The sequence below is a fragment of the Pseudomonas sp. SWRI99 genome (assembly GCF_014270125.1).
Taxonomy (GTDB): Bacteria; Pseudomonadota; Gammaproteobacteria; order Pseudomonadales; family Pseudomonadaceae; genus Aquipseudomonas; species Aquipseudomonas hamedanensis.
Genome location: NZ_JABWQR010000047.1, coordinates 1 through 24,279, shown reverse-complemented (window position 1 = coordinate 24,279; position 24,279 = coordinate 1). Strand labels below are relative to the sequence as shown.

General features: G+C 60.5%; 14 protein-coding genes, 3 tRNA genes and 1 riboswitch. Of the genes, 15 read left to right on the top strand and 2 right to left on the bottom strand.

Features of this window, described 5'->3' with window-relative positions:
- Window positions 1–176: 176 nt before the first annotated feature.
- Complete coding sequence (gene argR, locus HU743_RS26105; RefSeq protein WP_186551459.1) at window positions 177–1,157, top strand: transcriptional regulator ArgR; 981 nt, start codon at window positions 177–179, stop codon at window positions 1,155–1,157.
- Here the strand turns inward: argR and HU743_RS26100 are convergent.
- Complete coding sequence (locus HU743_RS26100; protein WP_186652156.1) at window positions 1,154–8,938, bottom strand: DUF6543 domain-containing protein; 7,785 nt, start codon at window positions 8,936–8,938, stop codon at window positions 1,154–1,156. The two genes, argR and HU743_RS26100, sit on opposite strands and share 4 nt — an antisense overlap.
- Window positions 8,939–9,242: 304 nt before the next feature.
- Here HU743_RS26100 and HU743_RS26095 point away from each other — a divergent pair, with 304 nt between their 5' ends.
- The 7 genes from HU743_RS26095 to astE all read left to right on the top strand — a co-directional run bounded on the left by HU743_RS26095 (window position 9,243) and on the right by astE (window position 17,106).
- A complete protein-coding gene (locus HU743_RS26095; protein ID WP_186652154.1) occupies window positions 9,243–10,463 on the top strand; it encodes an aspartate aminotransferase family protein in 1,221 nt (406 codons plus the stop codon).
- 203 nt (window positions 10,464–10,666) lie between these two features.
- Window positions 10,667–11,686 (top strand): arginine/ornithine succinyltransferase subunit alpha, encoded by a 1,020-nt coding sequence (gene aruF / locus HU743_RS26090; RefSeq protein ID WP_025112905.1) that lies wholly within the window; start codon window positions 10,667–10,669, stop codon window positions 11,684–11,686.
- Between the two features lie 51 nt (window positions 11,687–11,737).
- On the top strand, window positions 11,738–12,763 hold the full coding sequence (astA, locus tag HU743_RS26085) for an arginine N-succinyltransferase (RefSeq protein ID WP_186551455.1): 1,026 nt from the start codon (window positions 11,738–11,740) through the stop codon (window positions 12,761–12,763).
- Window positions 12,760–14,229 carry a succinylglutamate-semialdehyde dehydrogenase gene (gene astD / locus HU743_RS26080; RefSeq protein ID WP_186652158.1) on the top strand — a complete coding sequence of 490 codons (1,470 nt, stop codon included), beginning with the start codon at window positions 12,760–12,762 and terminating at the stop codon, window positions 14,227–14,229. Before astA ends, astD begins: the two co-directional genes overlap by 4 nt.
- A 162-nt stretch (window positions 14,230–14,391) precedes the next feature.
- On the top strand, window positions 14,392–15,738 hold the full coding sequence (gene astB, locus HU743_RS26075; protein ID WP_186652152.1) for an N-succinylarginine dihydrolase: 1,347 nt from the start codon (window positions 14,392–14,394) through the stop codon (window positions 15,736–15,738).
- A gap of 57 nt (window positions 15,739–15,795) precedes the next feature.
- Window positions 15,796–16,086, top strand: a complete 291-nt coding sequence (locus HU743_RS26070; RefSeq protein ID WP_122612066.1) for a topoisomerase II — start codon at window positions 15,796–15,798, stop codon at window positions 16,084–16,086.
- Between the two features lie 12 nt (window positions 16,087–16,098).
- Window positions 16,099–17,106, top strand: coding sequence for a succinylglutamate desuccinylase (gene astE, locus HU743_RS26065; protein ID WP_186652150.1), 1,008 nt, complete (start codon window positions 16,099–16,101; stop codon window positions 17,104–17,106).
- Window positions 17,107–17,232: 126 nt separating this feature from the next.
- Here astE and HU743_RS26060 read toward each other — a convergent pair whose 3' ends face one another.
- Window positions 17,233–17,742: a 6,7-dimethyl-8-ribityllumazine synthase gene (locus HU743_RS26060; protein ID WP_186652148.1), complete on the bottom strand. Its 510-nt coding sequence runs from the start codon at window positions 17,740–17,742 to the stop codon at window positions 17,233–17,235.
- Window positions 17,743–17,845: 103 nt separating this feature from the next.
- Window positions 17,846–18,018, bottom strand: a riboswitch (FMN riboswitch).
- Window positions 18,019–18,319: 301 nt separating this feature from the next.
- Between HU743_RS26060 and ltaE the strand changes: the two genes are divergently transcribed.
- The 7 genes from ltaE to HU743_RS26025 all read left to right on the top strand — a co-directional run bounded on the left by ltaE (window position 18,320) and on the right by HU743_RS26025 (window position 24,279).
- Window positions 18,320–19,324, top strand: a complete 1,005-nt coding sequence (gene ltaE, locus HU743_RS26055; protein WP_186652146.1) for a low-specificity L-threonine aldolase — start codon at window positions 18,320–18,322, stop codon at window positions 19,322–19,324.
- A gap of 146 nt (window positions 19,325–19,470) precedes the next feature.
- Complete coding sequence (gene alaS / locus HU743_RS26050; RefSeq protein ID WP_186652144.1) at window positions 19,471–22,089, top strand: alanine--tRNA ligase; 2,619 nt, start codon at window positions 19,471–19,473, stop codon at window positions 22,087–22,089.
- 89 nt (window positions 22,090–22,178) lie between these two features.
- Window positions 22,179–23,420, top strand: coding sequence for an aspartate kinase (locus HU743_RS26045; RefSeq protein ID WP_016773595.1), 1,242 nt, complete (start codon window positions 22,179–22,181; stop codon window positions 23,418–23,420).
- 189 nt (window positions 23,421–23,609) lie between these two features.
- The gene (gene csrA / locus HU743_RS26040; protein WP_002554426.1) at window positions 23,610–23,798 is read left to right on the top strand and encodes a carbon storage regulator CsrA; all 189 of its coding nucleotides are present in this window, start codon (window positions 23,610–23,612) and stop codon (window positions 23,796–23,798) included.
- A 62-nt stretch (window positions 23,799–23,860) separates the two neighbouring features.
- A tRNA-Ser gene (locus tag HU743_RS26035) sits at window positions 23,861–23,951 on the top strand.
- A gap of 107 nt (window positions 23,952–24,058) precedes the next feature.
- Window positions 24,059–24,135 (top strand) — tRNA-Arg (locus HU743_RS26030).
- A 70-nt stretch (window positions 24,136–24,205) separates the two neighbouring features.
- A tRNA-Arg gene (locus tag HU743_RS26025) sits at window positions 24,206–24,279 on the top strand.

The window sequence follows — 24,279 nt, the reverse complement described above, 5'->3', positions numbered from 1 at the left end:
CGCGCCGTTTAAACATGATGGGTGTTTTCTGTTTATCTGGCAGTGAATGGGCTGACGCATTCGCGAGCAGGCTCGCTCCCACATTTGATCTTCACCGGTTTCAGGATTTGTGTTCATTTCCGGGCTAGCATTGGCCCATGCCTTCATCACCGTTGTTCGTTTCGGATTGCCCGCCCATGACTGCCCATCGAATTGGTTTCCTGATTTGGCCCAGCACTAAAGCGTTGACGCTGGCGCTGGCGGAGGAGGCCTTGCGTGTTGCGCAGCGGGTGCACCCGGACGTGGTTTACGAACTTTCGTTTCTGCAGGCCGAACCGCCGGCCGACGGCGCCTGGCAATTGCCCGGTGAGCCTTGGGCCGGCAAACTGGAAAATTTCCAGAAGCTGTTCCTGCTCGCCGATGAGCCGCCGACCACGCTGGCGCCGGCACTCAGCAGCGCGCTCAAGCAACTGGTGCGCGCCGGCTGTGTGATTGGCGGTTTGTCGGCCGGTGTTTATCCGTTGGCGCAACTCGGTTTGCTCGACGGTTATCGCGCCGCCGTGCACTGGCGGTGGCAGGACGATTTCGCCGAGCGTTTCCCCAAGGTCATCGCGACCAGCCACCTGTTCGACTGGGACCGCGATCGCCTGACCGCCTGTGGTGGCATGTCGGTGCTTGATCTGCTGCTGGCTGTGTTGGCCCGCGATCACGGTGCGGAGCTGGCCGGTGCCGTGTCGGAAGAACTGGTGGTCGAACGTATCCGCGAGGGTGGCGAGCGCCAACGCATTCCGTTGCAGAATCGCCTCGGCTCCAGCCATCCGAAGCTCACCCAGGCGGTGCTGCTGATGGAAGCCAACATCGAAGAGCCGCTGACCACCGACGAAATCGCCCAGCACGTGTGCGTGTCTCGCCGGCAGTTGGAGCGGATTTTCAAGCAGTACCTCAACCGTGTGCCGAGCCAGTACTACCTGGAACTGCGCCTGAACAAGGCCCGGCAGATGTTGATGCAGACCAGCAAGTCGATCATCCAGATCGGCCTGTCCTGTGGCTTCTCTTCGGGGCCGCATTTCTCCAGCGCCTACCGCAACTTCTTCGGTGCCACGCCACGGGAAGATCGCAACCAGCGGCGCAGCAGCAGCCCGTTTGAATTATCGTCAGTGCCACCCGAGCGCGGTTAGGCTCCGTCGGACTCTTCGGAAGAATCCGTTGATACGGTCGGTGTGCCTGAACGACTGCCGGCATTGGAATAGTCAGAGCCTTCAACCTCGCCGGCTTGTCCCGCCCATTCTGGTAATCCACCGCCTGCGCGTAGTCTTGCCAGGTTCTGATCGGCCAGAATCTGCTTGGCGGTTTCGGAAAGGTCATTGCCGGTAAAAACGAAGTGCGTATTTTTCCGGTTCGCCAGCTCCTCAGGCAGTTCCCTGATGTGGTTATAAGACAAATCGGCATACCTCAAGTAGGGGCGATCGAGTATTCCTGGCGGGAGTTCTTTCAGCAATGTTCTGCTCAGGTCGAGCCAGGTCAGCGCCGTCATGTGGCGCAGGTCGGGTGTCTGCTTGAGGTAACTGCCACGCAACGTCAGGCTGCTTAGATTGTTCATTCCACCCAGTGCGCTCACGGTTTGCGGGGTGAGGGTGATACCGCAGTCCGACAGGCTGAGGGCTGTCAGATCTGTCATGCGTAAGACCACCTCGGGGATGTTCCCTAGCAGATACCGCTGGATCGTCAGCGATCGCAAATGGGAAAAGTGAGCAAGGAGTTGGCCGAGTTGGGGAACAACTTCAAGGTCGCTGCATATCAGTTTCACTACCGTGATATGGCCGAAATCCGCCGACAGCGCAGGTAGTTCTCCCCGCAAAGGCAGATTGAACGAAAATTCTGACTCTGCCCCGCCCTCCGGGACGATCCGCCGCCAGCACTGCTCCAGACGCTCTTTGAACTGTTGGCGGTTGGCTGCCTCCCGCTCGAGTCTGAGGCCCTGCACCGGCTCGCCCGTAAGGTTGTCGAGCGGGAGGTTGGCCCACGCGTCGAGATCACTGGATAGCGTGGCAATCTCGGTCTGTCGGCGCACCAGCTCCGCACGTCCCTCAGCCAGCGTGCCGGGCAGACTGTAGACAATGTCGCTCAGGCTTTGCGGGCTCGAACGGGGGTATAGCCTGTGTGCCAGCTCGATGTCCTCAGCCTCGATCGAAACGCTGAAGTCGCCGCCCTTGGTTTGGCGATAGTTTTTTATCAGGTCGCGTGCGGTCGGCGACAGCGGATTGTTGCTCAAGTCAAAACCCAGACTGACATCGCCGGGCAGCTCGAACAGGGCTTGCGGTAGTTCGGTGATGTTGTTGTAGCTCAAGATCGCGATCCTCAGCCTTGGGTGCCCAGTCAACCCGGTCGGTAGCCGGTCAATCTGGGTGCTGGCGAGGTCGATGTATTTGAGGTTCGGCAGCAAGCTGATGTCCGGAGCGTGGCGCAATGGATTGTCGTACAGATCCAGCGATTCGAGTTGCGTCAACGAGGACAGTGCAGCCTGGCCTGTCTCATCGAAAACCATGCCGCAGTTGCTCAGTAACAGTGTTTCGACGCTGGGGGCGATATTTTCGGGGAATCGACCCAAGGCGAAGTCGCGCAACTCCAGCACCCTGACTCGGGTGAAGCCGCGCAGAAAAGCGTTAACGTCTTTTAATCCCTTGTTTCCCGTCAGTGCAAATTGAGTAACGTGACTGAAGTCTGCCTCTATCGCCGGCAAATCGCCGTAGAACAACATGGCGGTGATCGGATTGTCGGGGCCATCGAGGTATCGATTGCGCCAGAATTGTTCGATTTGCTGACTGAACGTTCTCCTGTGTCCGAGCTGTATCGTCCGTTCAGCCATGCTCATGACTTGTCCATCAAGGTCGTACAGCGATGCTCGCTGCGACCAGGCGTCCAGGTCACTGTGCATCCGCGCGAACTCGGTGCGCCAGCGCAGCAGTTGCGCGTTGCTGTTGGCGAGTGTTCCCGGCAGTTCATAGATGATGCGGATGGCGTCTCCATTGTTCAATCCGGAAAAGAGCGATAAGGCCAGGTTGATGTCGCTCTGATCGGGCACCACGCCGAAGTGCAGGCCGGTATCGCGGTAGTAGGCTTTGATGCGATCGCGCGCCGTCGCTGACAGGAGGAGGTTGTTGCTCAGGTCCGTGTCATCGGCGAGATCCCTGTTCAGGGCGAAGAAGGTTTCCGGCAGTTCGGTGATCGCATTGCCGTCGAGATTTGCTGTGCGCAGGTTGGGGTGCGTGGCGATGCCGTTGGGCAGCGTGTCGATTGCTGTGTCGGACAGGCGCAGGTCATTGAGCAGCGGCATGTTGGCGATGTCCGGAGCTTGGCCCAGCGCGTTATGGCTCAGGTCCAGGCGCTCCAGTTCAGACAACGACTCCAGTACCGATTGCCCTTGCGCTGTCAGCGTCAGGTTGCAGTTGGCCAGGGTGAGGTCCTTGAGTTCCGGCAGGCTGGAGAGGGTCTGCGGTATTTCGCCGAGGGCGAAGTCGTGCAGTTGCACGATGTCCACATACGGGAATTGCCCGACAAAGGCGCCCACTGCGGTAGCGTCTGGATTGCCGCGCAGGGTGATTCGGGCCACGTGATCGAAATTGGCACGGAGCACAGGCAGATCGCCCTGGAACGTCAGGGTCGCCTCGAAAACATCATCGCGTGCATCGGCGTCGGCCGAGAGGCTGCGCCAGAAACTCACCAGTTGTTGCGCGAAATCCGCTCGCGAGGCGCGGTTGGCCTGCATTTCGGCAGCGCTGAGCGTCGCGCCGATCACCGGGTGGTGAGTGGGTACCTGATCGGCCCATATGTCCAGATCGGCCTGCAAGTCGCGCAGTTCTTCGTGCCAGCCCATCAGTTGAGTACGGCTGTCGGCAAGGCTGCCGGGGAGCGTGTAGATCAGATCGGTGGCGGTGACTTTGTCCAGGCTGGGAAACAACTGCCGGGCGAGGGCGATGTCTGCCGGGTCGGCCAGTACGTCGAAGTCCTGCCCGGTCTGGCTGTGGTAGCTTTTGATCCGGTCGCGCATCGCCGCATTCAGCGGGTTGTCAGCGAAATCCATGCCGTTGGCGCGGGTGGCCGGCAGTTCGAACAAGACGTCGGGCAGTGTGCTGATCAGGTTGCCGCTGAAATTGGCGACTTCCAGCCCGGAATGGTCCGCCAGGCCCGCTGGCACGTGCGCCAGGCCCGTGTTGGACAAATCGATATGGCTCAGTTCGGGCAGCAGATTGAAATCGGGAAACGTCCCCAGCGGATTGTTGCTCAGGTCCAGTATGGTCAGGTTGGTCATTGACAGGAGTCTGGCCTCGTTTTCCGGCGTCATCACCACGCCGCAATCGTTCAGCTTCAGCGTGTGCAGCTCGGGCAGATCGAGAATGGACAGGGTGCCCGGGTCGAGGTCAAGGCGGCGCAGCTCCAGCAGCGTCAGGTTCTGAAAACGTTGCAGGAACGCCAGCATGCCCGAAACGTTTTTATTGCCACGTAGTGTCAGATTCAAGACATGACCGAAGTCCGCATCGAGTAGCGGCATGCCCCCCATGAAACCGAGCGTCGCCTCCAGAGCGATGCTTCTGGTGAAAGGGGGGAACGACCATCTTTCGCGCCAGAAGCTTTGCAATTTATCGCTGAACGCCGCCCTGGCAAGCAGCTCACTGGTCTGCTCATTGATGTTCAACGGCTCACCGGTCGCCGGAGCGTGTTGCGGGACGTCCCTGATCCAGTCCGCCAGATCGCTTTGCAACCGGCTGAATTCGGTTTCCCAGGCGGAAAATTGCGCACGCCCTTGCGCCAGTGAACCGGGCAACTGGTAAATCACCTCGACCGCGTCATCAACGCTCAGTGAAGGGAAGAGGGTGATCGCTTGATCGATATCCGTTTGTTCAGGCAATACCTCGAAGTGCTTGTGGGTCCGCCGATAGTAGTTTTTGATCAGATCCCGGCTGGTCGGGGACAGTGGATTGCCCGCAAGACTGAAACCGTCGGCGAGGGTGCCGTTCAGGTTGGAAAACGCCTCGGGAATCTCCCTGATCTGGTTACCAGCGAAGCGCCCGGTGACTAATCCCGGATGCTCCAGCAAGCGATCCGGAAGGACGCTGATGCCGGTGTTATCGAGGTTGAGGTAACCCAATGCCGGCAGCTTGTGAATATCTAGCGGCCCGCCGAGCGGGTTGCGCGCAAGGTCCAGAAAGGACAACTGTGGCAGTGACTCCAGGAGCGAGCGGTTCGCGGGACTCATGGTGATGCGGCTGTTACGAATGACCAGACGCCGCAGTGCCGGCATCGACGCCAGGGCTTGGGGCAAGTCCGGCAGGTGAAGATTGCGCGCTTCGACCGATATCAGCTGTGGAAACCTCTGCAAAAACGGATCGATGGCACGGGTACTGACGCTGCCATCGATCACCAGGGATCTGACATGGCTGAAGTCGGCGCGCAGCGCAGGCAGATCACCGGTAATCGGGTCGCGAATCTGTAGCGCATAACCATAGACGTCGCGGGTTTCCCGGCGCCAGCAGCGTTCCAGTACGTCCCTGAGGGCGGCGCGGCTGCGCTGGGCGGCACGACGTTCCGTGGGCGTCAGCCGCCGCCGGGTGTGTGGGTCGGTGACCGGGATATCGGTTTCCCAGCGCCGCAAAGTTGCGCTCATTTCGCTGAACTCGCTGCGCAGGCGCGCAAGCTCGTTGGTCAGACCTCGCGGGACTTGGGTGAACCGGGTCGCAAAGGCCCGGGCTTCTTCGATACTGAAACCGCGTAAAATCTCCTGGACCCGCGCGGCACGGGTCGGTTCTGGAAGTGAAGGTGCGTCAACGAAGGGCTCCATCTGCCTGTAGCCTTCGCGGCCCAGCAGGCGCAGTGTGTCGACCGTCGGCTCCGGCACCGGCTCCAGAGCAATCGCCAAGCGCAATTCACTGCGCTCAAGGGGTTGGGCGCGGATCGCGTTTTTAAGCTTGGCGGCCTCGCCGATTCCGATGTCCAGGGCCTGGCGCTCAGCGTCCGGCAGGGCGTAAAGAATGCCGGAATACAGATCCGTGGCCGAATGCAATTGCTGGCCGCGATCATCGAACGGCTGATAGCGGCCATCGCTCTGGCGCACCAGCACTTTTTGTTCTGGTGCGTCTGCACGGCCGGTACTGTCGAGCATCCTGCCCTCATACCTTCCGTCACGGATTTCCAGGCGTACGTCACCGCTCCAGCCTGGCACGTTCCTCAGGCTGTGCAGTGCCAGAGTGTCGGTGTCGGGATTGTTCACCGAGTCCAGCAGCAGACCTTCATACGCTCGGGCGACGCGCACCTCCTCACTGGCCATGTCCATCAGCGCTTGCTGGCGCGGGGGCAACTGGCCCTCGCTGATTTGCAGCAGCTCGTCGCTGCTGGTGGTGTCGAGCACTTCCTGGGTGACGCGCGGCGGCAGTGCCGGATCGTACTGGGCCAGCGCGGTGTGCAGGGGATCGTCGACTTGGGTTTCGGCCTGATAGCGCGCTTCGAACAGCGCACCACGTTGTGCCTTGCCCAGTTGCAGCAGCTGTGCGCGCAGCTTGCGGCTGCGCGCTTGCAGCGACAGTTCGGGGTCGCCGAAGTCTTCGCCGAGCAGGGCTTTGGCTTGCGCTTCGTCGAGGCTGCGCAGCAGGGTCTTGAGCAGGTCGCCCTCGAACAGGTTGTCCTGGCGCAGGTCGGTGAGCGGCAAGGTTTCGTCACTGGACGATTGCCACACGGTTGCGCCCTCGGCATCGAGCAGACGCAGACGTTGGTTGGCGGGCCAGCGGCCATGTTCGGCAAGCAGTTGCAACTGGGTTGCCGGGTCGGCAGCGCAATACTGTTCGGGCTGATCGCTCGCCAGTTGGTCGATGAACACTTGCAGATCCCGATCGATCCGCCAGCGCGTGATGCTGTCGGCCAGCAGCGGCGGCATCGGTTCCCGATCGACATGCATTTTGCGCAGTGCGTTTTCGTTGTAGCCGCTGACGTGCAGGATCTGTTCGCGTTGCGCCGGGGTGAAGGCTTCCATCTCATGGCTGGTGCGGCGCAGCGTGGTTGCCTTGTCCCATTGCAGCGGCGTTTCGAGCTCCGTGTGCCAGGCGCCGTCGCCGTTGTGCCGCACCACCGGTTTGTAGGCGTTTGGGCGGGTCGGGTGTTCGATGCGGTATTGGCCGGGTGTCACGGATTGGCGCACGGCGTAGTGCGCATCCTCCAGCGGCAAGATCTGTTTGCCCTGAACCTCATGCAAACCCAGTTTCGACGGTTTCGAGCCTGCGGGTGGCAGGGACTTTTGCTGATAACGGCTCAGGTCCGCATCCCAATAGCGGGTTTGCCCGTTGTCCAGTCTGACCGGTTTGAAACGGTCGATGAACGCGACCACTTCTTTGGGCAGGACTTTGCGAAATTCACCCACGGCAATCGCACCGCCGACGGCAAACATGCCCAGTTGCAGCAGCGAATCAACGGTGCCGATCAGGTGCTGGATCGCCTCAGCGGTCTGCCCTTGCGCCCACTCGACGATGCCTTCGAACACTTCGTCGAGAAACTGATACGCCATGTACGCCATCATCATTTCCCCGAGCACCGGCACGAACGGCGCAATGACAAACGCGGCGGCCTGCAGGATGGTTGAGGCGATGCCGACAAGTGAGTCCCAAAGCGCCCAGCGGGTTTTCGTGTCCACACTGGCCGTCGCCACGGCGATGACCCGGGCGTCGTTGAGGATCTTGTCCAGTTTGCTTTCGTACAGGTGTTGCCACAGATCATTGCTGATCGGGGTCGAGTACAGCTGCAGATCGGTCTTGTCGAATGGCTCGTCGCGCCAGACCGGCTCTGAACTGCCACGCACCGGTTCATGCCACTTCACCCGTCCGAGACGAGCGTTGAGGGCGGCAAAGAACGCGCCGCGCTGTTCGTGATTGATGAAGCGGCTGAAAAATTTGCGGTAATCGGCCGAGCGCAACTGGTCGGTGAGCGCCTTTTCAAAGTCGGCCGAGGAGGCGTACTCCTTGACCGGATGCTGCGGATCGTCAGGCACGTAGGCGACGATGCGCGCCAGGCTGCCTGATTCGTCCGCGGTATCCGGTCCGGGGCCGAATATGATGGGGCCGGTGAGCGGTGCGGACATCATCGTCAAAGCGTGACACGACACGGGTTGCCTGGCGATGCGCAGATTCGGCACGCCATCGATCAGCGCATTGATGGTGCGAAAGTAAGTGGCACTGATGTCCCCGTTGATCCTGGCGAAATGCAACGCGGCCTTGAGCGCGGCTTTCTGGTTTTTGTCGACTTGTTTACGCAGGGCAGCGCCTTTCTCGGCGTCGGTAATGCCGAGGTGTTCGTCCAGATATCTTTTGTACTGCGCACCGATGTCCAGCTCCCGGCACATTGCGGTGAAGGCTTCGATACTTATTTTGGCCTTCACCCAGGGCAGCGTGTCGAACTGTCCGCTGGCCGAGGGTTCGGTGATAAACGTCGACGGGGCTTCAAAGGCGTTTTCGCGAGTCTCCTTTTCCTCGAAGTTGTGCAGCGCCGCGTCGAGCAGCGACAGTGTCCAGGTGCGGGCCCCGGTCTTGACCGGAAATATCGCCGCAGTCTGCGGAACATACAGGCGCAGGAAGGTCGATTTGACGTCCAGATCAAGATCGAAGCGGGCTTTGATCTCGGCCTTGAGCAGCGGCTCGGCAAAGGCGTTGACGTCCCGAAATTGCGCCAGCAGTTGGTCGACCTCGTTCTGCGCATTCAAGTGGCCGGTGTTCAGCGTGGTCAGCTGTGCAAGCCGGCTCGGCGAAACCGATTGCAGCTTGAGCGGGAGCGCAGGCCGGGTTCCTTTCAATGCCTGGCGCCGGGCGTTGGAGGATTTGCCCAGCCATGCCGGAAGGCTGAGCTGCCAGTGCAGATAGTGAATGTCAGGCTGGTGCCCGTTGGCGGAGTCGTTGCTTGATTGAGTTCGGTCAATCGATTGCATGGGCCAGTCCTTGGCGTTGGGAAAGCATCCAGCAAATCACAATGTTGCCGCGCCCGTGCGGTACATATGTATGCCAGTGCCGCGCCCGCCAATTGATATCTTCCAAAGCCTGCCGCAAACCGGCGACGGCAGTTTAAACTGCGCCTTTGCGACGCTATATGTCGCATTGCCGTAAACCCGGGAAAATCCGGGGTTTGCGCTATAACAAGTTGTCGCTTGGCGACAAGGCCGGGCGCAAAACTGTCCTTACAATCCCCCCATCGCTCGCCAGTTTCAGGCGGGTGGCCCTCATCAGGAGACTCCGATGTCCGTTGAGCACGCTGCGGTACAACGCGCCGATTTCGACCAGGTAATGGTTCCCAACTACGCGCCTGCCGCTTTCATTCCGGTGCGTGGCGCCGGGTCCCGGGTCTGGGATCAGGCCGGCCGCGAGCTGATCGACTTCGCTGGCGGGATTGCCGTCAACGTACTGGGCCATGCGCACCCGGCGCTGGTCGGCGCACTGACCGAACAGGCGAACAAGCTGTGGCACGTGTCCAACGTGTTCACCAATGAGCCGGCCCTGCGCCTGGCGCATAAGCTGATCGATGCCACATTCGCCGAGCGCGTGTTCTTCTGCAACTCGGGCGCTGAAGCCAACGAGGCCGCGTTCAAGCTGGCCCGTCGCGTCGCGTTCGACCGTTTCGGCACTGAAAAATACGAGATCATCGCCGCGCTCAACAGCTTCCACGGCCGTACCCTGTTCACCGTCAACGTCGGTGGCCAGTCGAAGTATTCCGACGGTTTCGGCCCGAAAATCACCGGCATTACCCACGTTCCCTACAACGACCTGGCCGCGCTGAAAGCGGCGGTGTCCGAGAAGACCTGCGCGGTCGTGCTCGAGCCGATCCAGGGCGAGGGCGGCGTGCTGCCAGCCGAACTGGCCTACCTGCAAGGTGCCCGCGAACTGTGCGACGCGAACGACGCGCTGCTGGTGTTCGACGAAGTGCAGACCGGCATGGGCCGCAGCGGCAAGCTGTTCGCCTATCAGCATTACGGCGTGACCCCGGACATCCTGACCAGCGCCAAGAGCCTGGGCGGCGGTTTCCCGATCGCGGCGATGCTGACCACCGAAGCGCTGGCCAAACATCTGGTGGTCGGTACCCACGGCACCACCTACGGCGGCAACCCGCTGGCGTGCGCGGTGGCTGAAGCGGTCATCGACGTGATCAACACCCCTGAAGTGTTGAACGGCGTGAACGCCAAGCACGACAAGTTCAAGACCCGCCTGCAACAGATCGGCGAGAAGTACGGCCTGTTCACTCAGGTCCGTGGCCTCGGCCTGCTGATCGGCTGCGTGCTGAGCGAAGCCTGGAAAGGCAAGGCCAAGGAAATCTTCAACGCTGCCGAACAGGAAGGCCTGATGATTCTGCAAGCCGGTCCGGACGTGATCCGTTTCGCCCCGAGCCTGGTGGTCGAAGACGCCGATATCGATGCAGGTCTCGACCGCTTCGAACGTGCCGCTGCTGCACTGACGCAAGCTTGATGGACCCATCGACGCCTGGAGTTTTTCAGGCGTCGATCAAAATTTTGATACCGGGCACGTTCAACTGTAGGAGTGAGCCTGCTCGCGATAGCGGTGTATCAGTCGACATTGATGTGTCTGATACACCGCTATCGCGAGCAGGCTCACTCCTACAAGGTCCGGTGTTTTTTCTGTGATTTTTTGAAGAGAAAAGGAGTGACACCATGCTGGTGATGCGCCCCGCGCAAATGGCTGATCTGGGCGAGGTACAGCGTCTGGCTGCGGACAGCCCGATTGGTGTCACTTCCTTGCCGGATGACGTGGAACGTCTTAGCGACAAGATCGCCGCGAGCGAAGCGTCGTTCGCCGCCGAAGTGAGCTTCAACGGTGAAGAGAGCTATTTCTTTGTCCTGGAAGACACGGCCACCGGCAAGCTGGTCGGCTGCTCGGCCATTGTCGCTTCGGCCGGTTATTCGGAGCCGTTTTACAGCTTCCGTAACGAGACCTTCGTTCACGCCTCTCGCGAGCTGAAGATTCACAACAAGATCCACGTACTCTCGCAGTGCCACGACTTGACCGGCAACAGCTTGCTGACCAGTTTCTACGTGCAGCGCGAACTGGTCGGATCGCCCTGGGCCGAGCTCAATTCCCGTGGCCGTCTGCTGTTCGTCGCCAGCCATCCGGAGCGCTTCGCCGATTCGGTGGTGACCGAGATCGTCGGTTACAGCGACGAGAATGGCGACTCGCCGTTCTGGGACGCTATCGGGCGCAACTTCTTCGACCTCAACTACGCCGAAGCCGAACGTCTGTGCGGGCTGAAAAGCCGCACGTTTCTCGCCGAGCTGATGCCGCATTACCCGATCTACGTGCCGCTGCTGCCGGACTCCGCACAAGAAGCGATGGGCCAGGTGCACCCGCGTGCGCAGATCACCTTCGACATCCTGATGCGCGAAGGCTTCGAGACCGATCATTACATCGACATCTTCGACGGTGGCCCGACCCTGCACGCACGGGTTTCCGGGATCCGCTCGATCGCCCAGAGCCGCGTGGTGCCGGTGAAGATCGGCGAGCCGGTCAAAGGTGCCGGGCGCCAGTATCTGGTGGCGAACGCGCAGTTGCAGGATTACCGCGCGGTGTTGCTGGAACTGGATTACGCGCCGGGCAAACCGGTGACTCTGGATCTGGAAGCGGCCGAAGCCCTGGGCGTCGGTGAAGGTGCCAGCGTGCGCCTGGTGGCGGTTTAACGCCTTAGCGAGTTTCACGGGTGGCGCGAGCGGCCCGTTTGAGGAGATAGCATGATTGTTCGTCCCGTACGCAGCAGCGATTTATCCGCGCTGATCGACCTGGCCCGCAGCACCGGCACCGGCCTGACTACCTTGCCGGCCAACGAAGAGCGCCTGACCCATCGGGTCGGCTGGGCCGAGAAGACCTTTCGCGGCGAAGCCGGGCGTGGCGATGCGGACTACCTGTTCGTGCTCGAAGATGACAACGGTCGTGTGGTGGGGATTTCCGCCATTGCCGGCGCGGTCGGTCTGCGTGAGCCGTGGTACAACTTCCGCGTTGGCCTGACCGTCAGTGCTTCGCAGGAGCTGAACATCTACCGCGAGATTCCGACGCTGTTTCTGGCCAACGACCTGACCGGCAATTCCGAGCTGTGCTCGCTGTTCCTGCACGCCGATTACCGCAATGGCCTGAACGGGCGCATGTTGTCCAAGGCGCGCATGCTGTTCATCGCCGAGTTCCCTGAACTGTTCGGCAACAAGATCATCGCCGAGATGCGCGGTGTGTCCGATGACGCCGGGCGTTCGCCGTTCTGGGAGAGCCTCGGTCGGCACTTCTTCAAGATGGAGTTCAGCCAGGCCGACTACCTGACCGGCGTTGGCAACAAAGCGTTCATCGCCGAACTGATGCCGAAATTTCCGCTGTACACCTGCTTCCTTTCGCCGGATGCGCGCAACGTCATTGGCCAGGTGCACCCGGACACCGAGCCGGCACTGGCGATGCTCAAGAGCGAAGGTTTCAGCTATCAGGGTTACGTCGATATCTTCGACGCAGGTCCGGCCATCGAATGCGAAACCAGCAAGATCCGCGCAGTGCGTGACAGCGAAGCGCTGGTGCTGGCGGTGGGCACGCCGGGCGATGACGCCACGCCGTTCATCATCCACAACCGCAAGCGCGAAGATTGCCGCATCACCGCAGCGCCTGCGCGTCTGGCTGCCGGCACGCTGGTGGTCGATCCGCAGACCGCCAAACGCCTTCAACTCAACGCCGGCGATCAAGTGCGCGCCGTGGCGTTGTCCGCAGCACGGGAGTCGAAATAATGAATTCGCTATACATCGCAGGTGAGTGGCTGGCCGGTCAGGGCGAAGCCTTTCAATCGCTGAATCCGGTGACTCAGCAAGTGCTGTGGTCGGGTGAGGGCGCTACGGCCGCGCAGGTCGAGTCGGCGGTGCAGGCTGCCCGTCAGGCGTTTCCGGGCTGGGCCCGTCGTACGCTGGACGAGCGCATCAGCGTGCTTGAAGCCTTCGCCGCGTCGCTGAAAAACCACGCTGACGAGCTGGCTCGCACCATCGGTGAAGAAACCGGCAAGCCGTTGTGGGAATCCGCGACTGAAGTGACCAGCATGGTCAACAAGATCGCTATCTCGGTGCAGAGCTACCGCGAGCGTACCGGCGAGAAGAGCGGTCCATTGGGCGACGCCACTGCCGTGTTGCGCCACAAGCCGCACGGTGTGGTCGCGGTGTTCGGCCCTTACAACTTCCCCGGTCACCTCCCTAACGGTCATATCGTCCCGGCGCTGTTGGCCGGTAACAGCGTGCTGTTCAAGCCCAGCGAACTGACGCCGAAAGTCGCCGAGCTGACGGTCAAGTGCTGGATCGAAGCCGGTCTGCCGGCAGGCGTGTTGAACCTCCTGCAAGGCGCGCGCGAAACCGGTATCGCTCTGGCGGCGAACCCGGGTATCGACGGTCTGTTCTTCACCGGCTCCAGCCGCACCGGCAATCAGCTGCATCAGCAATTCGCCGGGCGCCCGGACAAGATCCTCGCGCTGGAGATGGGCGGCAACAATCCGCTGGTGGTCGATCAGGTCGCCGACCTCGACGCGGCGGTGTACACGATCATTCAGTCGGCATTCATTTCCGCCGGCCAGCGCTGCACCTGTGCGCGCCGTCTGCTGGTGCCGCAGGGCGCGTGGGGCGACAGCCTGCTCAAGCGTCTGGTGGAAGTCAGTGCAGCGATTGAGGTCGGTGCATTCGACCAACAACCGGCGCCGTTCATGGGCTCGGTGATCTCCCTGGGCGCGGCGAAAGCGCTGATGGATGCGCAGGAACAACTGCTGGCCAACGGCGCGGTGGCGCTGCTGGAAATGACTCAGCCGCAAGCGCAATCGGCCTTGCTGACGCCGGGCATTCTCGATGTGAGCGCTGTGGCCGAGCGGCCGGACGAAGAACTGTTCGGGCCGTTGCTACAAGTGATTCGTTACGCCGATTTCGCAGCGGCGATCACTGAAGCCAACAACACCGCTTATGGGTTGGCCGCAGGTTTGCTCTCGGATTCCGAAGCGCGCTATCAACAGTTCTGGCTGGAAAGCCGCGCCGGCATCGTCAACTGGAACAAGCAACTGACCGGCGCCGCGAGCAGCGCGCCGTTCGGTGGCGTCGGTGCCTCGGGCAACCATCGCGCCAGCGCCTACTACGCGGCGGATTACTGCGCATACCCGGTGGCGTCGCTGGAAACGCCGAGCCTGGTGTTGCCCGCTACGTTGACCCCCGGCCTGAAAATGGTGTGATGCCTATCGCTGGCAAGCCAGCTCCCACAGGGATTGAGTCGTCCACAAAATCTGTGAACACCGCCAATCCTGTGGGAGCTGGCTTGCCAGCGATGGCCGCACCGCGGTCGCAAAGAATAGTTACTGAAGCCTATAACAACAGATTCTCGTGGAGCCTCGCTGATGAAATCCTATGAAGTCAATTTTGACGGTCTAGTGGGGCCGACCCATAACTACGGTGGTCTGTCCTACGGCAACGTCGCCTCGCAGAGCAACAGCCAGCAATCCTCGAACCCGAAGGAAGCGGCGCTGCAAGGCCTGGCGAAAATGAAAGCGCTAATGGACATGGGTTTCCAGCAAGGCGTGCTGGCGCCGCAGGAGCGTCCCGACGTGGCTGCGCTGCGCCGTCTGGGCTTCAGCGGCACTGATGCGCAAGTGATCGAGCGCGCTGCCAAAGAAGCCATGCCGCTGCTGGTCGCCAGTTGCTCGGCGTCGAGCATGTGGGTAGCCAACGCCGCCACGGTCAGCCCGAGTGCCGACACAGCCGACAGTCGCGTGCACTTCACCGCCGCCAACCTCAACTGCAAATACCACCGCAGCATCGAGCACCCGACCACCAGCCGCGTGCTCGGTGCAATGTTCGCCAATCAGCAGCACTTCGCCCATCACGCCGCATTGCCGGCGGTGGCGCAGTTCGGCGACGAGGGCGCGGCCAACCACACGCGTTTCTGCCGCGAGTATGGCGAGGCGGGCGTCGAGTTCTTCGTGTTCGGCCGCAGTGCGTTCGACAACCGTTTCCCGGCACCGCAGAAATACCCGGCGCGCCAGACCCTCGAAGCCTCGCAAGCCGTGGCGCGTTTGCACGGTCTGCGTGACGAAGGCGTGGTCTACGCGCAGCAGAACCCCGATGTGATCGATCAGGGCGTGTTCCACAACGACGTGATCGCCGTGGGCAACGGTGAAGTGCTGTTCTATCACGAGGACGCGTTCCTTGAGACCGACAAGATGCTCGCCGAGCTGCAAGGCAAGCTCGCCAAGGTCGGCGGTAACTTCCAGTCGGTGTGCGTGCCACGTTCGGCAGTCACCGTCGATGACGCGGTGCGTTCCTACCTGTTCAACAGCCAATTGCTGTCGCGTCCTGATGGCTCGATGCTGCTGATCGTGCCGCAGGAGTGCCAGGCCAACGAACGTGTGTGGACTTACCTGCAAAGCCTGACCAGCGCCGGCGGCCTGATCCGCGAAGTAAAAGTCTTCGATCTCAAGCAAAGCATGCAGAACGGCGGTGGCCCGGCGTGCCTGCGTCTGCGCGTGGCGCTGAATGAAACCGAACTGGCGGCGGTCAATCCAGGGGTTATCATGACCGCCCCGTTGTACGGTTCGTTGACCGCATGGGTTGAAAAGCACTACCGCGACCGCCTGAGCGAAACCGATCTGACGGATCCGCAGTTGCTGCTTGAATGCCGGACGGCATTGGATGAACTGACGCAAATCCTTAAACTGGGCGCGGTTTATCCTTTCCAGATCAATTGATGGCCGGCGCGCCGCTTGAACGCGACGCGCGGCGTGTCACCCCAAGAGAGTAAAAACATGAGCGATTCCCTGCAGCTGATCCTTGAAGACACCGACGGCACGCAACTGCAAACCTCCTGCACCCGCGTCGCGGTCATGTGGCAAGGCAAAGAGCTGTGGATTCAGCAGGATGGCCGCGGCCAGTTGCTGATCGGCGTGGACGTCGAGGAAGGTGACGACGAGTACGCCAACCTGCTGCTGCGCCCATTGGCGACTAATCTGGTAAGTCTGCAACTGGAAATGGAACCGGCTGACCTCGGCGCTGACGAGGATCATGTACACGGCCCGGATTGCAACCACGACCATTAAGGAAACCGCTCTATGCTCGCCCTCGGCAAACTGCTTGAACTGACCCTCGCCGGCCGCGAACCGGCGGAGAAGACTCAACTGACTGTCGAAGGCGTGCGCATGCGCTGGTTGAGCGAAGGGGCGTTGGAAGTCCGGCCCCCGGAAGCGCGCGACAATGGCCTGGACCTGCTGCTGTCGGCAGGCATCCACGGCAATGAAACCGCACCGATCGAGTTGCTCGATCGACTGCTGCACGACATCGCACGCGGTGATCTGAAGCCGCGCGCACGCATTCTGTTTCTGTTCGGCAACCCGGAAGCGATTCGCAAGGGCGAGCGTTTCGTCGAGCAGGACGTCAATCGGCTGTTCAACGGCCGTCATGAACAAAGCAGTGGTTCGGAAGCTTTACGCGCCTGTGAACTGGAGCGTCTGGCAGCGAGTTTTTTCAGCAAGCCTGATCGCCAGCGTTTGCACTACGACCTGCACACGGCGATTCGCGGCTCGAAGATCGAGCAGTTCGCCTTGTACCCGTGGAAAGAAGGGCGTCCGCATTCCCGCCGCGAACTGGCGCGCCTGCGCGCGGCCGGCATGGAGGCGGTGCTGTTGCAGAACAAACCGTCGATCGTGTTCAGTTCCTACACTTATGACAAGCTCGACGCCGAGGCTTTCACTCTGGAACTGGGCAAGGCGCGGCCATTCGGGGAGAACGACGGCGTCAACGTCTCGCTGCTGGAAACCCGTCTCAAGCAGATCATCGAAGGCACCGAGCCGGAGACTGAAGAAGGCTTGGACGGCTTGCAGCTGTTCAGCGTCGCGCGGGAAATCATCAAGCACAGCGATGCATTCCGCCTGAATCTACCGGCGGACATCGAGAACTTTTCCGAGCTGGACGTCGGTTACCTGCTGGCCGAAGACATCGCCAACACCCGCTGGGTCATTGAAGAGCAGGGCGCGCGGATTATCTTCCCCAACCCCAAGGTCAAGAACGGCTTGCGCGCTGGCATCCTGATTGTCCCGACCACCGACGAAAACCTTGCCTGACCCCGGTTGTGATCGTTCCCACGCTCCGCGTGGGAATGCAGCCCGGGACGCTCCGCGTCCCAACAGCGGACGCAGAGCGTCCATTGAGGCATTCCTTTGCTGCGCGTGGGAACGATCATGTGAGAATCAGACCGCCACTGCCCGCGGCTCCGTACGCCGCAATGCGCGAATCTTCTGCAGCGTATCCGCGCAAGTCCGCGCCGCTTCCTGACCCTTGTGCACAAAGTGCTCGAAGAAGAACTTCTGATGCTCTTCACCCGCATGGAAGTGATGCGGGGTCAGCGACACCGAGAACACTGGCACTTCGGTTTCAAGCTGCACCTGCATCAGGCCGCTGACCACCGATTGGGCGACGAACTCATGGCGGTAGATGCCGCCATCCACGACCAGGGCTGCGGCAACGATGCCGGCGTAACGACCGGTCTTGGCCAGCAGTTTGGCGTGCAAGGGCATTTCAAAGGCGCCGCCGACTTCGAAGAAATCGATGTCTGATTCCTGATAACCCTGAGCGAGCATTTCGGCGACGAAGCCTTTGCGGCTCTGGTCGACGATTTCCTTGTGCCAGCAAGCCTGGATGAACGCGACGCGCTCGCCCTGCGGGTGTTTGCTTTTGCTGTCGATAGCGGTGGGTTGCATGTTCTGACTCCTGTTTGTGTGAAAAACAGGGCGTTATGAATCGAAAGGGATTCAAGGGTACGAACGCACGCACGAATGCCCGCGGACGGCCCTTTGGCGTCAATCCCGTTCTCTCTTCATCCGGACTATGACCGTCGGCCCCGGAATCACACCGGGTCTGCTGACCTTGCCGCCGCTCACCGACCAATGCCGGGTGCGTCGCCAAGCGCTCGCGGGCTATGCGTATTGCGCGCAATTACCGCCGGTGGGGAATTGCACCCCGCCCTGAGAACGTTTTTGCCGCCCTTTCTCGGGCGGCGCTGCGTTTTTAACACAGATTTTCAGCGCTTGCATACTCAATACCGGCCGACCGAAATACAGGACCTGTGGGAGCGGGCTTGCCCGCGATAGCGATTTAACCTTCAACGCAAATGTTGGCTGGCAGTCCGCCTTCGCGAGCAAGCCCGCTCCCACATGGATTGCGCTTTCCTGAAGAGTAAAGTGGCCTTTTCTCATTAAAGGCTTGAATAATCCGGCTCATGACCGCAGTAATTGACCTTCACAAAGGGATTCCCCCTGCTGACCAGAGGCCAGGTTCATGAGCGTTATCGATCTTCGCAGCGACACCGTTACCCAGCCGACTCCCGCCATGCTCGATGCCATGACCGCAGCGGACACCGGTGACGACGTTTACGGCGAAGATCCGACGGTCAATCGTCTGGAGGCCGAATTGGCCAAGCGCCTGGGTTTCGCTGCCGCACTGTTCGTGCCGACCGGAACCATGAGCAACCTGTTGGGCTTGATGGCGCATTGCGAGCGCGGCGACGAATACATCGTCGGTCAGCAGGCCCACACCTATAAGTACGAGGGGGGCGGTGCGGCGGTGCTCGGTTCGATTCAGCCGCAGCCGCTGGAGGTACAGGCTGACGGCTCGCTGGACCTGGATCAGGTGGCGGCAGCGATCAAACCCAATGATTTTCACTTCGCCCGCAGCCGCCTGCTGGCGCTGGAAAACACCATGCAAGGCAAGGTGCTGCCGCTGGACTATCTGGCGCGTGCCCGACGGTTCACCCAGGATCATGGCCTGCAATTGCACCTGGACGGCGCGCGGTTGTACAACGCGGCGGTCAAGCTCGGTGTCGATGCGCGGGAGATCACCCAGTATTTCGACTCGGTGTCGGTGTGCCTGTCCAAAGGCCTTGGTGCCCCGGTCGGTTCGGTGTTGTGTGGCTCAGTCGAACTGATCGGCAAGGCGCGCCGGTTGCGCAAAATGGTCGGCGGCGGCATGCGTCAGGCCGGGTTGCTGGCGGCGGCGGGCTTGTACGCGCTGGATCACCACGTCGAGCGTCTGGCCGACGACCACGCTAATGCCCTGCGCTTGGCCGATGGTCTGCGTGAGGCCGGTTTCGTCGTCGAACCCGTGCAAACCAACATGGTTTATGTGCAAATGGGCGACAAGGCCGAAGCGCTCAAGGCCTTTGCCGGCGAACGCGCAATCAAGCTCAGCGCCGCTGCGCGTTTGCGCATGGTCACGCACATGGACGTCAATCGCGCGAAAATCGAGCAAGTGATTGCGACATTTATCGAGTTTTCGCGCCAGTGACAGCGTCAGCCGTCCAATTGAGCGTTTCTATCGTATAAACACGCTGTACCCCGCGCGCAGGGCCGATATAATGCGGCCCTTTGCCGTCGCTTCGTCTGTAGACGTTTCGAACAGGCCTTTGGCCGCAGCCTCCGTGGAAGAACCTAATGAAAAGCGCAGAAATCCGTGAAGCCTTCCTTCGCTTCTTCGAAGAGCAAGGCCACACCCGTGTAGCCTCCAGCTCTTTGATTCCGGGCAACGACCCCACCCTGCTGTTCACCAACGCGGGGATGAACCAGTTCAAGGACTGCTTCCTGGGCCAGGAAAAACGTGCATACACCCGTGCCACCAGCAGCCAGAAATGCGTGCGTGCCGGCGGCAAGAACAGTGACCTGGAAAACGTCGGTTATACCGCGCGTCACCACACGTTCTTCGAAATGCTCGGTAACTTCAGCTTCGGCGACTACTTCAAGCACGACGCGATCACCTTCGCCTGGACCTTCCTCACTGGCGTACTGAAACTGCCAAAGGAAAAACTCTGGGTCACTGTCTACGCTACCGACGACGAAGCGTATGACATCTGGACGCAAAAGATTGGTGTCCCGGCCGAGCGCATGATTCGCATCGGCGACAACAAGGGTGCGCCTTACGCTTCCGACAACTTCTGGACCATGGGCGATACCGGCCCGTGCGGCCCGTGCACCGAGATTTTCTATGATCACGGCGAACACATCTGGGGCGGCCCGCCGGGCTCGCCGGAAGAAGACGGCGACCGTTACATCGAAATCTGGAACAACGTGTTCATGCAGTTCAACCGCACCGCCGATGGCGTGTTGCATCCGTTGCCAGCGCCGTCGGTGGACACCGGCATGGGCCTGGAGCGGATCAGTGCGGTGATGCAGCACGTCAACTCCAACTACGACATCGACCTGTTCAAGAACCTGCTGAAGGCTTCGGCCGAAGCGATCGGCTGCGAAAACGGCGATCAGTCTTCCTTGAAAGTGGTGTCCGATCACATCCGTTCCTGCGGTTTCCTCATCGCCGACGGCGTGCTGCCGTCCAACGAGGGTCGCGGTTATGTGCTGCGCCGGATCATTCGTCGCGCCTGCCGTCATGGCAACAAACTGGGCGCCACCGGCAGCTTCTTCTACAAGATCGTCGCGGCGCTGGTCGCCGAGATGGGCGAAGCTTTCCCGGAGCTGAAAAAGCAGCAGAGCAACATCGAGCGCGTGCTCAAGGCCGAAGAAGAGCAGTTCTCCAAGACACTGGAACACGGCTTGAAAATCCTCGAACAGGATCTGGCCGAGCTCAAAGGCACCGTGGTGCCGGGCGATGTGGTGTTCAAACTCTACGACACTTACGGTTTTCCGATGGACCTGACCGCCGACATCGCCCGCGAACGCGGCCTGACCGTCGACGAAGTTGGCTTTGAGCGCGAGATGGAAGCCCAGCGTGTTCGCGCGCGTTCGGCCAGCTCGTTCGGTCTGGACTACAACACCCTGGTCAAGGTTGATGTCGCCACCGAATTCACCGGTTACGCGGCCACTAGCGGTTCGGCGAAAATCGTCGCCATCTATAAGGATGGCCAGTCGGTAGACGTTCTGAGCGAAGGCCAGGAGGGCGTGATCGTCCTCAATCAGACCCCGTTCTACGCCGAGTCTGGCGGTCAGATCGGCGACTGCGGTTTCATTCAGGCCGGCAACAGCCGTTTCGACGTGCGCGACACCACCAAGACCGGCGGCGCGTTCCTGCACCACGGCGTGCTGGCTTCGGGCAGCCTGATCATTGGCGCGCCGGTGGAAACCCATGTCGACGCTGAAGTGCGTCACGCCACCGCGCTGAACCACTCGGCCACCCACTTGCTGCATGCAGCCTTGCGTCAGGTGCTGGGCGAACACGTGCAGCAGAAAGGCTCGCTGGTCGACAGTCAGCGCCTGCGTTTCGACTTCAGCCACTTCGAAGCGATCAAGCCGGAACAGATCAAGCAACTGGAAGACATCGTCAACGCCGAGATCCGCAAGAACTCCGCGGTTGAAACCGAAGAAACCGACATCGAGACCGCGAAGAACAAAGGCGCGATGGCGCTGTTCGGCGAGAAGTACGGCGACAGCGTGCGCGTGCTGAGCATGGGCGGCGATTTCTCCGTCGAACTGTGCGGCGGTATCCACGCCAACCGTACCGGCGACATCGGCCTGCTGAAAATCATCAGCGAAGGCGGTGTGGCCTCGGGCGTGCGTCGTATCGAGGCAGTCACCGGGGCGCAAGCACTGGCTTACTTGAACGCTGCCGAAGAACAACTCAAGGAAGCGGCCAGCCTGGTCAAGGGTAGCCGCGACAACCTGATCGACAAGCTCTCGGCCGTGCTGGAGCGCAACCGTCTGCTGGAGAAACAACTCGAGCAGTTGCAAGCCAAGGCAGCCAGCGCTGCGGGCGACGATCTGTCGGCCTCGGCGGTGGACGTCAAGGATGTGAAGGTGCTGGCCGCCCGTCTGGATGGTCAGGATGGCAAGGCGCTGCTGGCGCTGGTCGATCAACTGAAAAACAAACTCGGCCGCGCAGTGATCCTGCTCGGCAGTGTCCATGAGGAAAAGGTCGTACTGGTTGCAGGCGTAACCAAGGACCTGACTGGCCAACTCAAAGCCGGTGATTTGATGAAACAGGCTGCTGCGGCAGTGGGCGGGAAGGGCGGTGGTCGTCCGGACATGGCGCAAGGTGGCGGGGTTGATGCCGCCGCGCTGGATGGCGCGCTGGCGCTGACCGTTCCATTCGTCGAGCAGGGTTTATAAGACGGCACGCCGGGACCGCAGTCTAGTGGCGGATCCGGCGGCTGTTCGAAGATTATTGGGCGCCCTTCATGGGCAGAGGCGGCTTTGAAATGGCTTTGATCGTACAGAAATTTGGAGGCACCTCGGTCGGCACTGTCGAGAGAATCGAGCAGGTCGCCGACAAGGTTAAGAAATTCCGCGATGCCGGCGATGACCTGGTGGTTGTGCTGTCTGCAATGAGCGGCGAAACCAACCGTCTGATCGATCTGGCCAAGCAAATCAGTGGCGAGGCGCAACCGGTTCCACGTGAACTGGACGTGATCGTTTCCACCGGTGAGCAGGTGACGATTGCCCTGTTGGCCATGGCGCTGATCAAGCGCGGTGTGCCGGCGGTGTCGTACACCGGTAATCAGGTGCGGATCCTGACGGACAGTGCCCACAATAAAGCGCGTATCCTGCAGATTGATGACCAGAAAATCCGAGGTGATCTGAAAGCCGGACGCGTGGTGGTTGTCGCCGGTTTCCAGGGCGTCGACGAGCACGGCAATATCACCACCCTCGGGCGTGGCGGTTCCGATACGACAGGTGTGGCCCTGGCCGCAGCACTGAAGGCGGATGAATGCCAGATCTACACCGACGTCGATGGTGTCTACACCACCGACCCGCGTGTCGTGCCGGTCGCTCAGCGTCTGGACAAGATCACCTTCGAAGAGATGCTGGAAATGGCCAGCCTCGGTTCCAAGGTCTTGCAAATTCGCGCGGTGGAATTCGCCGGCAAGTACAACGTTCCGCTGCGCGTACTGCACAGCTTCAAGGAGGGTCCGGGCACCCTCATTACTATTGATGAAGAGGAAACCATGGAACAGCCGATCATTTCCGGCATCGCTTTCAATCGCGATGAAGCCAAGCTGACCATCCGTGGCGTGCCAGACACCCCGGGCGTGGCGTTCAAGATTCTCGGCCCGATCAGTGCCGCGAACATCGAAGTCGACATGATCGTGCAGAACGTCGCGCACGATAACACCACCGACTTCACCTTCACCGTGCACCGCAACGACTACCAGGCCGCACAGACCGTGCTGGAAAACACCGCTCGCGAGATCGGTGCCAGGGAAGTGGTAGGCGATACCAAGATTGCCAAGGTCTCGATCGTCGGTGTCGGCATGCGTTCCCACGCAGGCGTGGCCAGCCGTATGTTCGAATCCCTGGCCAAGGAAAGCATCAACATCCAGATGATCTCGACCTCGGAAATCAAGGTGTCCGTGGTGATTGAAGAGAAATACCTGGAACTGGCCGTGCGCGCCCTGCACACGGCTTTCGAACTGGATGCTCCGGCCCGCCAGGGCGAGTAATTCCAATTCTGTGAAGGGCGCGGTCTGACCGCGCCCTTTATTTTTTGAATGGCGCGAGCCCCTGAACTGTTCTTTTGCTCGCGCTGGTCAATACTCAGGCATGTAGGGCTACGATCGCTCCGGTTGTAGGTCGGGTGCCTTTTTTTTGCAGACTGTTGTCCCTGAACTGAAATGCATGAGGAGAAAGGTATGCTGATTCTGACTCGTCGGTGCGCAGAAAGCCTGATTATCGGTGATGGCGAAATCACCGTGACCGTGCTCGGCGTTAAAGGAAACCAAGTGCGTATCGGCGTCAACGCCCCGAAAGAGGTTGCCGTGCACCGTGAGGAAATTTACCTGCGTATAAAGAAAGAGAAGGACGAAGAACCAAGCCATTAATTTTTATCGATTTTTATGTTTGCAAACGGGGAAGAAGCTGGTTAATATACGCCCCGTGTTGCGGAGAGCTGGCCGAGTGGCCGAAGGCGCTCCCCTGCTAAGGGAGTACACCTCAAAAGGGTGTCGGGGGTTCGAATCCCCCGTTCTCCGCCATTATTTGCTTAGTACGTCGTAATCTGGCTTTTTCTGTAAGTTGTTGAAATTATTAGAAAAAGTGGTTGGCATAGAGATTAGACGGCCTATAATGCGCGGCAACAAATGCACTCGTAGCTCAGCTGGATAGAGTACTCGGCTACGAACCGAGCGGTCACAGGTTCGAATCCTGTCGAGTGCACCATTTAAAGTTAGTTGCAGCAATGTAAATAACTGGCTTCAACCAGTGGTGATCTGGTCTAAAAACACACAATGCACTCGTAGCTCAGCTGGATAGAGTACTCGGCTACGAACCGAGCGGTCACAGGTTCGAATCCTGTCGAGTGCA

What these genes read in the sequence shown, in the direction of transcription:
- argR (WP_186551459.1), top strand. Translation starts at nt 177, where the DNA reads ATGACTGCCCATCGAATTGGTTTCCTGATTTGGCCCAGCACTAAAGCG.
- HU743_RS26100 (WP_186652156.1), bottom strand. Translation starts at nt 8,938, where the DNA reads ATGCAATCGATTGACCGAACTCAATCAAGCAACGACTCCGCCAACGGG.
- HU743_RS26095 (WP_186652154.1), top strand. Translation starts at nt 9,243, where the DNA reads ATGTCCGTTGAGCACGCTGCGGTACAACGCGCCGATTTCGACCAGGTA.
- aruF (WP_025112905.1), top strand. Translation starts at nt 10,667, where the DNA reads ATGCTGGTGATGCGCCCCGCGCAAATGGCTGATCTGGGCGAGGTACAG.
- astA (WP_186551455.1), top strand. Translation starts at nt 11,738, where the DNA reads ATGATTGTTCGTCCCGTACGCAGCAGCGATTTATCCGCGCTGATCGAC.
- astB (WP_186652152.1), top strand. Translation starts at nt 14,392, where the DNA reads ATGAAATCCTATGAAGTCAATTTTGACGGTCTAGTGGGGCCGACCCAT.
- HU743_RS26070 (WP_122612066.1), top strand. Translation starts at nt 15,796, where the DNA reads ATGAGCGATTCCCTGCAGCTGATCCTTGAAGACACCGACGGCACGCAA.
- astE (WP_186652150.1), top strand. Translation starts at nt 16,099, where the DNA reads ATGCTCGCCCTCGGCAAACTGCTTGAACTGACCCTCGCCGGCCGCGAA.
- HU743_RS26060 (WP_186652148.1), bottom strand. Translation starts at nt 17,742, where the DNA reads ATGCAACCCACCGCTATCGACAGCAAAAGCAAACACCCGCAGGGCGAG.
- ltaE (WP_186652146.1), top strand. Translation starts at nt 18,320, where the DNA reads ATGAGCGTTATCGATCTTCGCAGCGACACCGTTACCCAGCCGACTCCC.
- alaS (WP_186652144.1), top strand. Translation starts at nt 19,471, where the DNA reads ATGAAAAGCGCAGAAATCCGTGAAGCCTTCCTTCGCTTCTTCGAAGAG.
- HU743_RS26045 (WP_016773595.1), top strand. Translation starts at nt 22,179, where the DNA reads ATGGCTTTGATCGTACAGAAATTTGGAGGCACCTCGGTCGGCACTGTC.
- csrA (WP_002554426.1), top strand. Translation starts at nt 23,610, where the DNA reads ATGCTGATTCTGACTCGTCGGTGCGCAGAAAGCCTGATTATCGGTGAT.